The 13,905-nt window shown below is 70.6% G+C and carries 13 protein-coding genes; 10 read left to right on the forward strand and 3 right to left on the reverse strand.

Features of this window, described 5'->3' with window-relative positions:
• Positions 1 to 599: hypothetical protein (locus B7X32_RS11135; RefSeq protein WP_292719472.1), on the reverse strand; the 599-nt coding region annotated here is incomplete at its 3' end.
• A gap of 89 nt (positions 600 to 688) precedes the next feature.
• Between B7X32_RS11135 and B7X32_RS11140 the strand changes: the two genes are divergently transcribed.
• The 3 genes from B7X32_RS11140 to B7X32_RS11150 are packed head-to-tail and all read left to right on the forward strand — an operon-like array spanning position 689 to position 4,846.
• Positions 689 to 1,588, forward strand: a complete 900-nt coding sequence (locus B7X32_RS11140; RefSeq protein ID WP_292719474.1) for a glycosyltransferase family A protein — start codon at positions 689 to 691, stop codon at positions 1,586 to 1,588.
• Positions 1,578 to 3,407 carry a glycosyltransferase gene (locus B7X32_RS11145; protein ID WP_292719476.1) on the forward strand — a complete coding sequence of 610 codons (1,830 nt, stop codon included), beginning with the start codon at positions 1,578 to 1,580 and terminating at the stop codon, positions 3,405 to 3,407. The genes B7X32_RS11140 and B7X32_RS11145 overlap by 11 nt, the downstream gene beginning before the upstream one ends.
• 59 nt (positions 3,408 to 3,466) lie before the next feature.
• Positions 3,467 to 4,846, forward strand: a complete 1,380-nt coding sequence (locus tag B7X32_RS11150; RefSeq protein WP_292719478.1) for a hypothetical protein — start codon at positions 3,467 to 3,469, stop codon at positions 4,844 to 4,846.
• Positions 4,847 to 4,946: 100 nt separating this feature from the next.
• Here B7X32_RS11150 and B7X32_RS11155 read toward each other — a convergent pair whose 3' ends face one another.
• Both B7X32_RS11155 and B7X32_RS11160 read right to left on the reverse strand, forming a co-directional pair.
• On the reverse strand, positions 4,947 to 6,191 hold the full coding sequence (locus tag B7X32_RS11155) for an oligosaccharide flippase family protein (protein WP_292719480.1): 1,245 nt from the start codon (positions 6,189 to 6,191) through the stop codon (positions 4,947 to 4,949).
• Entirely contained in the window at positions 6,188 to 7,300 is a 1,113-nt protein-coding gene (locus B7X32_RS11160; protein ID WP_292719482.1) for a glycosyltransferase, read from the reverse strand. Before B7X32_RS11160 ends, B7X32_RS11155 begins: the two co-directional genes overlap by 4 nt.
• A 110-nt stretch (positions 7,301 to 7,410) precedes the next feature.
• Here B7X32_RS11160 and B7X32_RS11165 point away from each other — a divergent pair, with 110 nt between their 5' ends.
• The 7 genes from B7X32_RS11165 to B7X32_RS11195 form a co-directional block, all read left to right on the forward strand.
• On the forward strand, positions 7,411 to 8,523 hold the full coding sequence (locus B7X32_RS11165; RefSeq protein ID WP_292719485.1) for a glycosyltransferase family 4 protein: 1,113 nt from the start codon (positions 7,411 to 7,413) through the stop codon (positions 8,521 to 8,523).
• A gap of 39 nt (positions 8,524 to 8,562) precedes the next feature.
• Positions 8,563 to 9,246: a glycosyltransferase family 2 protein gene (locus B7X32_RS11170; RefSeq protein ID WP_292719487.1), complete on the forward strand. Its 684-nt coding sequence runs from the start codon at positions 8,563 to 8,565 to the stop codon at positions 9,244 to 9,246.
• A gap of 8 nt (positions 9,247 to 9,254) precedes the next feature.
• Positions 9,255 to 9,623: a DUF2304 domain-containing protein gene (locus B7X32_RS11175; RefSeq protein WP_292719489.1), complete on the forward strand. Its 369-nt coding sequence runs from the start codon at positions 9,255 to 9,257 to the stop codon at positions 9,621 to 9,623.
• A complete protein-coding gene (gene glf, locus B7X32_RS11180; RefSeq protein WP_292719491.1) occupies positions 9,623 to 10,759 on the forward strand; it encodes a UDP-galactopyranose mutase in 1,137 nt (378 codons plus the stop codon). Before B7X32_RS11175 ends, glf begins: the two co-directional genes overlap by 1 nt.
• Positions 10,756 to 12,822, forward strand: a complete 2,067-nt coding sequence (locus B7X32_RS11185; RefSeq protein ID WP_292719493.1) for an acyltransferase family protein — start codon at positions 10,756 to 10,758, stop codon at positions 12,820 to 12,822. The genes glf and B7X32_RS11185 overlap by 4 nt, the downstream gene beginning before the upstream one ends.
• A 38-nt stretch (positions 12,823 to 12,860) precedes the next feature.
• Positions 12,861 to 13,655 (forward strand): ABC transporter permease, encoded by a 795-nt coding sequence (locus B7X32_RS11190; RefSeq protein ID WP_292719495.1) that lies wholly within the window; start codon positions 12,861 to 12,863, stop codon positions 13,653 to 13,655.
• A partial coding sequence (locus B7X32_RS11195; protein WP_292719497.1) for an ATP-binding cassette domain-containing protein occupies positions 13,655 to 13,905 on the forward strand: 251 nt, incomplete at its 3' end. The genes B7X32_RS11190 and B7X32_RS11195, both read left to right, overlap by 1 nt.

Here is a 13,905-nt window from a genome sequence, read left to right on the forward strand (position 1 = left end):
GCCAGCGGGGCGCGGAGGCCCTCTCCGTCGGCGTCCGCTCCGTCCAGTTCCCACCTCATCACGACCGCGGAGGAGGCGGGGACCGCCGGCTCCGGCATCCGGCCGGAGAGCACGTCCGCGGCGCTGCGGTGGAGCGCGGGCAGATCCGCGCTCCGGCCTCCGCGCAGCACGACCGATCCGCCGGAGCGGAGTGCGAGCCAGGCGTCCGCGAGGGGGCCGCGGCCGGTGCCGGAGGTCTGCGTCGCGGCGTGCGCCGGCGCGTCCCAGGCCAGCGACGTCTCGATGCGAGCGGGATCCGTGACCAGGTACGCGTACAGGGCGGGCACGCGATCGGAGTCCGGCAGCTGTGCGGACACGAGACGCTCCGCGAAGAGGGGGTTGAGCGTCAGACCCTCGCGGAATCCGCCCGACACGTAGGCGCGGACGGCCCCGCGGGCGGAGACCGCGCGCCCCAGCTGCAGCGCGGCGTAGGAGGCGTCCACGACGTCCGCACGGCGGATCGTCCTCGCCCACCAGAACCGGTCGGCGGCGAGGAGGGGGACGCGGAGCAGCGGAAGGGAACGCGCGGAGCGCCAGAGTCCTCGAAGGCGGGTCAGCACGCTTGGGAGTCTATGCGCTCGCCGCAGGTTCGCAGGCGGGGCAATGGTAGCCTTCGAGCATCGAAACCCGGCTGCCACAGGAGATCTCTTTGCCTGAAACGTCCGCTCGCGTCGGCATCGTCGTGAGGACCAAGGATCGGCCGATGCTCCTGGAACGCGCCCTCGGCGACATCCGCCGCCAGACGCTGCACGCCTGGGAGGCCGTGATCGTGAACGACGGAGGGGATCCCGCCCCCGTCGACGGCCTGGTCGAGGCGCTGCCTGCCGCGGACAGGGCGAGGATCACCGTCATCCACCGGCACGAGGGCCTGGGCCGCTCCGCCGCGGCCAACGCGGGCGTCCTCGCGCTGGAGACCGAGTTCGTCGTCCTGCACGACGACGACGACCTCTGGGATCCGACCTTCCTCGAGGCCTCGGTGGCCTGGCTCGATCGCGAGCCCGGGGACGCCGGGGTCGTCAGCCGCACCGAGATCGTCTATGAGCGCATCGACGGAGACCGCATCGTCGAGACCGGCCGGGAGCCGTTCTGGGGCGAGATGGCGCGCATCACCTACGCCGACATGCTCCAGGTCAACAGGTTCGTCCCGATCGCCTACGTGTACCGGCGGGAGCTGCACGACGAGGTCGGGCTCTACCGGGAGGACGTGCACGCCGCGGAGGACTGGGAGTTCAACCTGCGCGTGCTGCGGACGCACACGATCGGATATCTGCGGGACGCCGTGCGTGCGTTCTGGATGCAGCGTCGCGGGCAGGACGGCATCCTCGGGAACAGCATGTTCGTGCTCGCGGACGAGCACGACCGCTACGACCGGATGATCCGCGACGAGGCCTTGCGATCCTTCGTCGCCGCGCACGGAGACGGGCTTCCGCTGTACCTCGCGCGGTACATCCAGGACGAGGTGGAGCGTCAGCTCGCCGCGCAGAGGTCGCTCGGGAGCTACGCCACCGATGCGGCGCGCAAGGGATGGCGGCGGCTGCGTGGGCGCTGACACCTCGTCGATCGTCGCGCAGCGTCTCGTCTTCCCGACCGGGGGCATCGCCGCCGAGGCGGCGGCCCTCTACCTCCGTGGCGACGCCGAGGTGGAGGGGCGCGATGCCGTGCGCGTGGCGCCGCACCGGTCCGCCTCGTTCGCGACCTACTTCAACGCCTTCCCCGTGGGGATCTGGGCCGAGGCCGGGGGGACCGACAGGGCGACGCTGCGGCTGACGGCGGACGGCGACGGCACGCACCGCCTCTTCGGCATCGCGGCAGAGGGGGCCCCTCGTTTGCTCGCGGAGGTGCGGGGCAGCGGCGACCTGGCGCTCGACACCGGCGTCTTCTTCGAGGGGCTGACCTGGGCCTGGCTGGAGACCGAGGCCGCGGACGACCCTGTGCGGGTCAGCGCAGGGGAGTGGCAGGTGCCCGCCCGTCCCGCGCCCGTGCGGATCCTCGTCGCGATCACCACGATGAACCGGGTCGACGACTGCGTCCAGGTGCTCGAGGCGCTGGGCGGCGACGAGCTGTCCGACACGATCGCGGAGGTCGTGGTCATCGATCAGGGGACCGACCCGATCGCACCGCGCCTCACGGGTTCCGCGCTCGCGAACGGCGTGCCGCTCCGCCTCATCGAGCAGGCGAACCTCGGCGGTTCCGGCGGCTTCAGCCGCGGGATGATCGAGGCGCAGGACGCCGGCGTCACGCACGTGCTGCTGCTCGACGACGACGTCCGCGTCGAGCCCGAGTCCCTTCGGCGGCTGCGCGCGCTCGCCGCGGTCGCGGTCGATGCGCCTCTCCTGGGCGCGCATATGCTGAGCATGCTCGATCCGACCGTGCTGCACTCCATGGGGGAGCAGATGGATCGCCGTGCCATGTGGTGGCATTCGGTGGAGCCGGAGCTCTCCTCCGCCGACCTCGCCGAGCGCCCGCTGGAGAGCACTCCGGCGCTGCGGCGATTCCGCCCGGTGGACTTCAACGGCTGGTGGATGTGCCTGATCCCCGTCGCCGCCGTCCGGCGCGTCGGAGCTTCGCTGCCGTTCTTCATCAAATGGGACGATGCCGAGTACGGGATGAGGGCCGCAGCGGCGGGGCACCGCACGATCACCGTGCCGGGAGCCGCGCTCTGGCACATCCCGTGGACGTCGAAGGACGACGGCCTGGACTGGCAGGCCTACCATCAGCTGCGCAACCGCATCGTGACGGCGCTCGTGCACGAGCGCCGTCCCCGGCGGGTCCTGTCCGCGACCTGGGCGCAGGACGTCAACCACCTCCTCTGCCTGCAGTACGGATCCGTGCGTCTGCGCAACGTCGCCCTGGAGGACATCCTCACCGGCCCCGCGCACCTTCCCGCGCTGCTGCGGGAGGGCAGGACGCGCGCGCAGCGGATCCTCGTGGAGGCGGGGCAGGGCGTCCACCCCGATGCGGAGAGCCGCGCGGCGCACGGATCCGGATACGGTCCCGCCGCCCCTCGGGGCGCACGCGCCCAGACCGGCCGACTGCTGCGGGTGCTGGGACATCAGCTGGTCGCGGTGAGGCCCGCCGCGGAGGGACCCGAGCCGGTCGCGCGCGCGCAGGGCAAGTGGTGGCGCCTCGGCCTGGCCGATGACGTCGAGCTGCGCAGCGCCACGGGGAAGGGATTCTTCCGCCTCCGGAGATCGCGTCGAGAGGCGTTCTCGCTGCTCGTGCGCTCGGCATGGCTCCGCATCCGCATCGGACTCGCCTGGCCCGTGCTGGCTCGACGGTACCGGGATGCGGCGCCGGAGCTCGCCGACGCCGCGTCGTGGAAGCGGATCTTCGACGGCGAGACGCCGCGGCGCGGTTCGGCCCGATGACGGTCTTCGGGACGCCCTCTCGTAGCATGGACGAGGCCATGGGAACAGAGGAGCAGGGGTTGACGGATCAGACGCAGTCGCAGGCGACGCGCGGGCGGGCGGGCATCTCCGCGTGGGGCAAGCGGCACTGGGTCAGCATCGCCCTCGTGCTGATCTCCCTGGTGTACGGCGGCGCGGTCACCCTCCTGCACGACGATGCCGTGTCCCCGATCGACGAAGTGGTCTACCTCGACTACACGTTCAAGGTCTGGGACGAGGGCTTCGTCCGCCAGGGCGAGACGTTCGGCGACGATGTCGCCGAGGTCGTCGCCTGCGATCACGTCGTCCCCTTCGGCGACCTCGGCCAGAAGTGCGGCTCGGGCAAGGTCGACCTCGCGGGGATGCCGAACAAGGGGATCACCACCGGTTCGGGGTACACCCCGGCGTACTTCTGGACCGTCCGCCTGATCGGCGACCCGATCCATGCGGTCACCGGCCTGAGCCAGGTGACCTCCTGGCGCCTGAGCGGGGTGATCTGGCTCGCCGGGACGATGCTCATGCTCGTGGGACTGCTGCGCCGCACGGGGGCGTCCAACGTCGTCGCCTTCACGCTCGGCCTGCTGTTCATCGCGTCGCCCTACGCATGGTGGACCTACACGTACCTGAGCACCGACACCAGCGTCGTCTTCTTCGGCGCCGCGATCCTGTTCATGACGATCGAGGCGGTGCACGGCAGAAGATCGCCCTGGTGGCTGCTGCCGCTGGCCGTCCTCGCCCCGCTGTTCAAGATCACGAACCTGCTGGTCTTCGGCCTCGTCCTGTTCTATCTCGCGATCCACTCGATCGCCGCCAGGCGCAGGGCGAAGGCCGCCGGCGAGCCTCCGAGGGCGCGGAGCGGTTCGCGACGCCTCTGGGGCGCGGTCGCGCTGGCGACCGTGCTCGCGGCCGCGGTGCAGGTGGTCTGGATGCGCCTCACCCCGCTGCTCGCGGTGAAGGGCCCCGGTGCGGATCAGGGCATCTCGTCCTCGCTCTCCGGCTCTGAGCTGCTGCGGCTGATGCTGTCGGGCGTGTCGGGGCCGATCACGCACAATCCGGCCGCGGGGATCTTCCCGTCCACGATCTACGGCGACGTGTTCATCCCGCTGGCGTGGATCATGATCGCCGCGATCGTGGGCTCGCTCATGGTGATCCGCTGGGATCCGGAGCGCGGGCCGCTCATCTGGGCGACCGCCATCGCCTCGGTGACCGCGCTGCCCGCACTGGGCGTGGTGATGGCCGTGCTCACCCAGTCCTACTTCGACCTGCCGGCCCGCTACGGGGCGTCACTGATCCCCGCGGCCCTGGTCGTCGTCGGGTTCATGCTGAAGAACCGGATCATGATCGGCGTCACGGCGGCCTACGCGGTGTTCCTGCTGGTCTTCGGCGTCGCACTCGCGGTGCGCGTCGGTCTCGCCTTCTGACCGCGGGTCCGCGCACGGCGGAACCCGCGAGCGGTCGTGAGGCGTGCCGCGCGCGGTCCGGTGCCCGGCGAGTCCGATCAGCGGCCGGGACGGCCGATGCTCACGGCTGTTCCGGCGCCTCGGCCGCGAGGGCGGGGGAGAGCGGCGAGGGCGCGGTGGTGAGGAACGCGGCGACGACCACGGCGACGGAGCCGCCGATGCCGCCGACGGCGAAGCCGAGGAGCGCACCCCACATGCCGTAGAGCGGCGAGAACACCGCCATCACGACGGTTCCGGCGATGAGCGCGGTGAGCCAGATCATGGCGAAGGCCTTCTGCCGGCCCGCGGAGACGAGGTAGGCGGCCGACGCGCAGGTCGTCGAGATGAAGAAGACCACGACCAGGAGGGCCTGCATGGCGCCGGCGCCGTCGACGAACTTCTGCGGGTAGAAGATCGACAGGATGAACGGCGACAGCGCGATGATGGCCGCGAAGATCACGATGAAGGCCGCTGTCGTCGCGATGACCATGCGGCGGTGGGACTGCCGCATCAGCGCCGGGTCCAGATGGAGCTTGGCGAAGTGCGGGATGAGCACCTGGTTGAGGGCCTGGGAGATCATGTTCGCGGGCGTCGCGAGGGAGAGCGCGGCGGCGAACAGATCCGCCTGGTGCGGAGTGTCGAAGGCGCGCACGAAGACCATGGTGGCGGGCAGCAGCCCGCCGGTGGCGAGCGCGCCGATCGTGGCGTCGCGGACGAACCGCGCCAGCATTCCGCGCTGCTCTGCGGTGCTGGGCGACGGACGGGTGCGGGGGCGGGCGAAGAACGCGAACACCCCGTACCCGACGGCCAAGGGCAGCAGAAGCGCCCAGTTCGCGCCCGCCAGGAGGACGGCGACGAGCGCCGTGATCGCGAGCAGGGACGAGCCGACGTCGGCGATCAGCGAGCGCAGGATGCGGTCTTCGCCCATGAGGATGCCACGGGTGTAGACGTAGGCGTTGTAGCTCCACGTCAGGATCGCGCAGCCGATGGCGGCGAACGGATCGTGGGTCAGCAGGAACGCGATCGGCGCCGCCGCGAGGGCGAGCAGCGTCGACGACACCCAGAACCAGCGGTTCAGCACGCCGATCGCCACGCCGGCGAAGTCGCCGAGCGGGAGATAGCGCGAGGCGCCCGTGCCGAGGCCGGCCGGGAGCATGAGCGACAGGTAGACCATCACCGAGAGGAGAGCGCTCGTGTCGCCGACCGCGCCGGCGCCGGCCAGGTGCGCGATGACGACGGTGTAGAGCAGCCGGGCGACGCCCTGCGCGGCCATTCCGCCGGTGGTCAGAACGGCGCGGGAGAGGACGCCGGAGGTGGCGCCGCTCACCGCTCCCTTGCCTTCGTCCGCACCAGCGAGGCGAACACCGCGCGATAGGCCTCGTAGGCGACCCGCGGGTCGTACTCCCGCTCGCCGCGCGCACGGGCGGTCGCGCTGAGCTCCGCTCGCTCGGCATCGCCGGCATCGGCGTAGGCCGCCAGAGCCGCGGCCAGCGCCGCGGCGTCTCCCGGCCGGACCGCGAAGCGGGGGTCGTCCGCGAACTCCGCGCAGTTGCCGAGGTCGGTGGTGATGACGGGGACCCCCGCCCCGGCCGCCTCGATCCCGACGAGGGGGAACGTCTCGCCGTAGAGGCTGGAGATGACGAGGGCCGCGGCGTCGGACAGCTGCTCCTCCGGGCGGTCCGTGGGGCCGAGGAGGCGGATCCGCCCCGCGCGCACGAGCTCGTCGGCGCCGGCGTCCGCGATCGCCGCGGCCATCGCCGGATCCTCGGCGGTCACGCCGGGCCCGTAGGCGGCGAGGCTCCACTCCGGATGGTCGTCCGCGATCGCGGCGAAGGCCTGGAACAGGACCGGATGCCCCTTGACCGGATGATTCCTGGCGAGGGAGAGGAACTGCCTCGCGTCGCCGCGGAAGGAGGGCCCCGCGGGCAGCGGCGCCGTGTTCAGGATCGCGGGTCGGACGTTGCGCATGCCGAGCGAGCGGAGGAAGTCCCTCATCTGCTCGCTGTCGCTCGTGGGCACCACGGCCTGGAAGCGGAACGAGAGGAGCCCGACCGCGCGGGCGATGAGCCGGGTCAGGGGATGATCCTGAGGGCCCAGCTTCTGCGTGTGCGCCGTCGTGATCCGGGGCGCACGCAGCCGGGCCAGCGCGGTCACGATGTCGGCGTGGAAGAGGTTCGACCAGACCACGTCCGGCTCGAACCCGCGGGCGACGCGCTCGAGCGCGCGCACCATCCCGGGGAGGTTGCGCGACGTCGGGGGGAAGCCGAGGTAGTGGACCTCGTCGAAAGAGGCCTCGAGCCGGGCGCTCAGAGTTCCGGGACGCATGAGGACGGCGAGAGCAAGACGGTCCTCGGAGCGCCGCGCGGACGCCAGCGTGGCGAGGAGTCGTTCGGCGCCCCCGATGTCCGCATCCGAGCAGACGACGAGTATGCGCAACGATCCTCCTTGGAGACGTCGGTCGGGAGCTAGCGATCATCGTACAGTGGTCTTCTGAACGCCCCGCCCTGCGCGGCATGCCGTCGCCGCGAAGCCCGAGGAGAGCGCAGATGAGGATCGCCTTCGTCGTCAACAACTATCCGCCCAAGACCGGCGGCGTCGAGACGCACGTGCACAGCCTGGCGCGGCGCCTGCAGTCCTCCGGGCACGAGGTCCTCGTGATCACGCTCGCGGACGCGGCAGGGGAGTCCGTCGAGGACGGCATCGAGGTGATCCGGATGCGGGAGCATCTGCGGGTCGGGGACGTCCTCGGATTCCCCTCGCCCGGGACCGGTCGGAGGATCGCGAAGCTCCTGCGCGAGCGGCGCATCGACGCCGTCTCCGTGCACACGCGCTTCTTCCCGATGACCTGGATCGGGCTGCGCGCCGGTCGGCGGGCGGGAGCGGCCGTCGTGCACACCGAGCACGGCAGCGACCACGTGGTCTCGCCGTCCGCACTGATCTCGACGGCGAGCCGCCTGGTGGATCGCACGCTCGGACGGCACGTGCTGCGCGCGGCCGACGAGGTGCTCGGCGTCTCGGAGAGCGTGACCGCCTTCGTGCGCCGGCTCTCCGGGCGCGAGGCGAGGGTGTTCTACAACGCCATCGACGCTACCCCGCGTCCGGCGGGTTCCGAACGCTTCCCTCCTGCGGACCGGCTGGTCTTCGTGGGGCGACTCGTCGCGGGCAAGGGGGCTGACGTCTTCGTCGACCTCGTGGCCGAGCTGGCGGCGGAGAACCCCGGCATCGAGGCCGTCGTGCTCGGGGACGGACCGGATCGGGCAGAGCTGGAGGCGCGGATCCGGCAGGCGGGGCTCGAGAAGCGGATCGTGCTGCGCGGACGCGTCTCCGCGGAGGAGGTCCGCCGGGAACTGCGCGGGGCGATCCTGGTCAACCCGACCACGCTCGCGGAAGGGTTCCAGACCACGCTGCTCGAGGCCCTGGACGTGGACGGGCGGGTGGCGACCTACGACGTCCCCGGCGCGCGGCTGCTGCGGGAACAGGGCTATCCCGTCATGATCTCCGCGGGGCGCGACCTCGGGTCGCTGCGCGACGCGGTCGACGCGGCGCGGAACGCCGGCGCCGGCGATGCACGGCTGCGCGGCTGGTACTGGGACGACCGGGCCGAGGAGTACGTCGAAACCCTGGTGCGGAGCGTCCAGGGACGCTCCAGGGTGCGGTGACATAGACTGGGGCGGCCCGTTTCCCCTCCCGAAAGCCTCATGGATCACTCCTCGCACAACGACGACACCTGGCTCATCATCCCTCTCTTCAACGAGGCGACGGTGGTTCGAGAGGTCATCGCCGATGCCCGCACCACGTTCCCGAACATCGTCTGCGTCGACGACGGGAGCTCTGACGACTCCGTGTCGGAGGCGCTCGCGGGCGGCGCGATCGTGCTGCGCCACCCGATCAACCTCGGACAGGGCGCCGCGCTGCAGACCGGCATCGAGTTCGCGCGGAGCCAGCCCGGCGCGGCCTACTTCGTGACGTTCGACTCGGATGGCCAGCACCAGGTGAGCGACGCGCTCGCGATGGTGCAGCGCCTGCGCGACGAGCCGTACGACATCATCGTCGGATCGCGCTTCCTGGACGGCCGCACGAACGCGGGAGCTCTGAAGAAGTTCGTGCTGCGGCTCGCCGTCCTCTTCGAGCGCCTCAGCACGGGCGTGCGTCTCACCGACGCGCACAACGGTCTTCGCGCCTTCAACCTCACCACCGCGCGCACCCTCCGGATCCGCCAGAACCGGATGGCGCATGCGAGCGAGATCGTCGCTCAGATCGGCCAGCACAAGCTCCGCTACGCCGAGCAGCCCGTGCACATCATCTACACGGACTATTCGCGGTCCAAGGGGCAGTCGCTCTGGAACTCCGTGAACATCCTCAGCGAGCTCTTCATCAAATAGGACCCGACATGTTCGATCAGATCATCATCAAGGTCCTGCTGATCGCGGCCTTCATCATCTTCGGCCTCATCCTGCTGCGGCCGGGCGGCTCCGCCCGCAACCAGGCGATCCGCACGATCACGCTCATCCTGCTGTTCGTGGCGGCCGTCTTCGCGGTGCTGTTCCCCGGGCTCATCGACGACCTCGCCCGCAGCGTCGGCGTGGGACGCGGGACCGACCTGCTCCTGTACGCCTTCATCATCGTGTTCGTGGGCAACGCGCTCACCGCCGTGCGGCGCAGGCGCGCGCAGGACGAGCAGATCACCCAGCTCGCACGGCAGATCGCGCTGCGGTCCCCGGAACGCCCCCAGGACGCCCAGCAGGAAGGGGAGCGCTGATGGATCTCCTCATCGTCGGGTCGGGTTTCTTCGGCCTCACCATCGCCGAGCGGGCCGCGGCCGCGGGCCGCAAGGTCACCGTCATCGACCGCCGTCATCACATCGGCGGGAACGCCTACAGCGAGGACGAGCCGACCACGGGCATCGAGGTGCACCGGTACGGGGCGCACCTGTTCCACACGTCGAACCCGACCGTGTGGGAGTACGTGAACAGGTTCACGACCTTCACGAGCTACGTGCACAGGGTCTACTCGACGCACCGGGGAGAGGTCTACCCGCTGCCGATCAACCTCGGCACGATCAACCAGTTCTTCCGCGCCGCCTACACGCCCGATGAGGCGAAGGTCCTCATCGCGGGGCAGGCGGGCGAGTTCGACGCGCACCAGGCGAAGAACCTCGAGGAGCGCGGGATCGCGCTCATCGGCCGTCCGCTGTTCGAGGCGTTCATCCGCGACTACACCGCCAAGCAGTGGCAGACCGACGCGAGGGAGCTCCCGGCGTCGATCATCAGCCGGCTGCCGGTGCGCTACAACTACGACAACCGCTACTTCAACGACACGTGGGAGGGACTGCCCACCGACGGGTACACCGCGTGGCTGGAGCGCATGGCGGATCACCCGAACATCGACGTGAAGCTGAACGTGGACTTCTTCGACGAGGCGCAGCCGCTGAACAAGAGGGCGACCGTCGGGCAGCTGCCGATCGTGTACACCGGCCCGGTGGACCGCTACTTCGACTACGCCGAGGGCGAGCTGGGCTGGCGCACCATCGACCTCGAGCAGGAGGTCCTCGACGTGGGCGACTTCCAGGGCACGAGCGTGATGAACTACCCGGATGCGGACGTGCCCTTCACGCGCATCCACGAGTTCCGGCACTTCCACCCCGAGCGGGCAGATCGCTACCCGGCCGACAAGACGGTGATCATGCGCGAGTTCTCGCGATTCGCCGAGCGCGGCGACGAGCCCTACTACCCGGTGAACACGTCGACCGACCGCGAGGGCCTCCTCGCGTACCGCGAGCTCGGCAAGGGCGAGCAGGGCGTGCACTTCGGCGGACGCCTCGGCACCTACCAGTACCTCGACATGCACATGGCCATCGGATCCGCCCTGTCGATGTGGAACAACCAGCTGGCATGACGGTCGACGCAGAATCCCGACGGGCCCACCGGGCAGCGGCGGTGCGCAGCAGCGCCCCGCGTCCGCAGGCGCAGGGGTATCGCCGTGACATCGACGGACTCCGCGCCGTCGCGATCCTCCTCGTCGTCGTGTACCACGTCTGGATCGGGCGGGTCTCCGGCGGCGTCGACGTCTTCCTGATGATCTCGGCGTTCTTCCTCACGGGGTCGTTCGTGCGCCGGATGGACGCGGGCAAGCCGCTCGCGGTGGGGTCCTTCCTGCTGAGCCGGTTCCGGCGGCTGATGCCGGCGGCGGCGGTGGTCCTCGCCGCGACGCTGGGGGCGTGCTGGCTGCTCCTGCCGCAGACCGCATGGCCTCAGCTCTGGAAAGAGGGGTGGGCGTCCCTCGGCTACGTGCAGAACTGGGTGCTCGCGCTCGACGGGGTCGACTACTACGCCCACGACTCCGCCCTGGCCTCCCCGCTGCAGCACTTCTGGTCGCTGTCCGTGCAGGGGCAGGTCTTCGTGCTCTGGCCCGTGCTGTTCCTGCTGGGCGCTCTCCTGGTGCGGTGGACCAAGAAGTCGACGACGGCGGTCATGGCCTGGATCTTCGGGCTGGTGTTCGCGGGATCGCTCGCGTTCTCCATCTGGGAGACCGCGGATCTGCAGACCTTCGCCTATTTCGACACCGGTGCGCGGCTCTGGGAGTTCGCGGCCGGCTCGCTGCTCGCCCTCGCGCTGCCGTACGTGCGCCTGCCGCGGGTGCCGCGGGCCATCCTGGGCTGGCTCGGTCTTGCCGGTCTCGTCGTCTGCGGCATGGTGATCGACGTGCGCGGGGGCTTCCCGGGATACCTCGCGCTGTGGCCGATCGTCTCCGCCGCGCTCGTGATCCTCGCCGGCACGCCGCCGAAGGGCGAGCACCCCGAACGGGGAGACCTCGGCCCCGGCCGGTTCCTCGCGACCCGCCCCGTCCTTGCCCTCGGCCGCGACGCCTACGCGCTCTACCTCGTGCACTGGCCGATCCTGATCCTCTGGCTCACGGTGCGGGAGCACCCGCAGGCCTCGTTCCTCGACGGGCTGCTGATCATCGTGATCTCGCTGATCCTCGCGAGAGCGGTGACGCTCCTCGTGGAGCGGCCGCTGCGGCTGCCCGCGGGACAGCGCGGCAGACCATGGCGCAACGTCGGGGTCATCGCGCTCTGCGCGGCGCTGGTCGCCGCCGTCCTGGCGCCGTGGCAGGTCACGACCACGATCCAGGCGGAGATCCAGAAGACCGCGTACGCGGCGCAGTACACGGGAGCGGCCGGAGGGGACACCGCCGGCGACGGGAAGGGCGTCCCGCTGATCCCCGCCCCCGGTGCGGGCGACCGCGAGCGCTGGTCCCGCCTCGACGAGGCGTGCGCCGGCCGTTTCGCGACGGAGGACGCCGACGTGCAGGAGAGCTGCACGCAGACGAAGAACGCGGCCACCGCGAAGCACCTGGTCGTGGTGATCGGCGACTCCCACGCGAATCAGTTCTCCGGAGCGCTGCGCCCTGTGGCCGATGAGCGCGGCTGGGGCGTCGTCATGCTCATGCGGCCCTGGTGCTCGCTGGAGACCCACGATGCGGGGGACGATCTCGCGGACTACTGCGACGACTGGCAGCGCAACGCCACGGAGCTCGCGTTGTCGATCCACCCGGACGCGTTGTTCACGATCGTCACCGCGGCGTCCCCGGATTCCCCCGACGAGCGGCTGATCAACGGTGCGAGCGAGACCGTGGACCGGTTCCTCGCCGAGGGCGTCCCGGTCTTCGGCGTCCGCGACAATCCGCGCTCCACGACCAACCTCTGGGAGTGCGCGCTCAACGGCGAGCCGTGCAACTTCCCGGTCGAGCAGGCGCTCGCGGCCGACAATCCCGCGGAGGCCCTGAGCGACCGCGTCCGTCTCATCGACTTCACCCCGTGGATCTGCCCCCAGGGGCTCTGCCTGACGGAGATGGGCCACGTGGCCGTGTATCTGGACAACAACCACCTCAGCTACCCGTTCGTCAAGACGCTGGCCCCCGCTCTCGACCAGCAGCTCGGCGAGTTCCTGAAGCCGTGACACAGGGATGGTCATCGCCGCCGCCTAGACTCGGAACCGTGAGTCACACGACGGCCGGCGCTCCCGGAACGCCCCGGCGCTACTTCCACTCGCTGTGGCTGCTGTCCGCGCGCGACCTGCGCGTGCGCTATGCGACGAGCGTGCTCGGCTACCTCTGGTCGGTGCTGGATCCGCTCGTGATGAGCGCGATCTACTGGTTCGTGTTCACGCAGGTGTTCCACCGCGGCCAGGTGGGGGAGCAGCCGTACATCGTGTTCCTCATCGTCGCGCTGCTGCCGTGGGTGTGGTTCAACACCGCGGTGGGGGAGTTCACCCGGGCGTTCAAGAAGGACGCGCGGCTGATCCGCTCCACGGCGATCCCACGATCGATCTGGGTGATCCGCGTCATCCTGACCAAGGGGCTGGAGTTCGCCTTCGCGATCCCGGTGCTGGTGCTCTTCGCGGTGTTCGCCGGCGCGAAGCCGAACTGGTCGCTGCTGCTGTTCCCGGTCGCGATGGTCTGGCAGACGGTGCTGCTGATCGGCCTCGGGCTGCTCGTCGCACCGCTGTGCGTCCTCTGGGCGGACCTGGAGCGCACGACCGCGCTGATCCTGCGCGCGCTGTTCTACGTGTCGCCCATCATCTACGGCTTCAAGGACCTTCCGGCCCCCCTGCACGTCATCGGCGCGCTGAACCCGCTGTCCGGGATCTTCACGCTCTACCGCGTCGGGCTGTTCCCCGGCCAGTGGCAGCTCGAGCCGGTCGTCATCGGCGCCCTCGTGACGGTGCTGTTCCTCGCCCTCGGACTGTTCACCTTCCGCTCGCTCGAGCGCGACGTGCTGAAGGAGCTGTGATGACCGAGCAGCACTCCGCGATCGAGGTCGAGGGACTCGGCGTCCGGTTCCGCCTCGGCAGGCGCGGGCGCCGCAGCTTCAAGGACCTGTTCGCGGGCAAGAAGAGGCGCAACCGCCCCGGTGAGTTCTGGGCTCTGCGCGACGTCTCCTTCCGCGTGCGGCAGGGCGAGGCGATCGGCGTGGTGGGCCGGAACGGCCAGGGCAAGTCGACGCTGCTGAAGCTCGTCGCCGACTTCCGCGACAGGGAGGG

Origin of the sequence: Microbacterium sp. 13-71-7, assembly GCF_002257455.1 — a bacterium.
Lineage (GTDB): Bacteria > Actinomycetota > Actinomycetes > Actinomycetales > Microbacteriaceae > Microbacterium.

Coding starts and splice junctions, on each gene's coding strand:
- B7X32_RS11165 (WP_292719485.1), top strand. CDS start 7,411: ATGAGGATCGCCTTCGTCGTCAACAACTATCCGCCCAAGACCGGCGGC.
- B7X32_RS11170 (WP_292719487.1), top strand. CDS start 8,563: ATGGATCACTCCTCGCACAACGACGACACCTGGCTCATCATCCCTCTC.
- B7X32_RS11175 (WP_292719489.1), top strand. CDS start 9,255: ATGTTCGATCAGATCATCATCAAGGTCCTGCTGATCGCGGCCTTCATC.
- glf (WP_292719491.1), top strand. CDS start 9,623: ATGGATCTCCTCATCGTCGGGTCGGGTTTCTTCGGCCTCACCATCGCC.
- B7X32_RS11185 (WP_292719493.1), top strand. CDS start 10,756: ATGACGGTCGACGCAGAATCCCGACGGGCCCACCGGGCAGCGGCGGTG.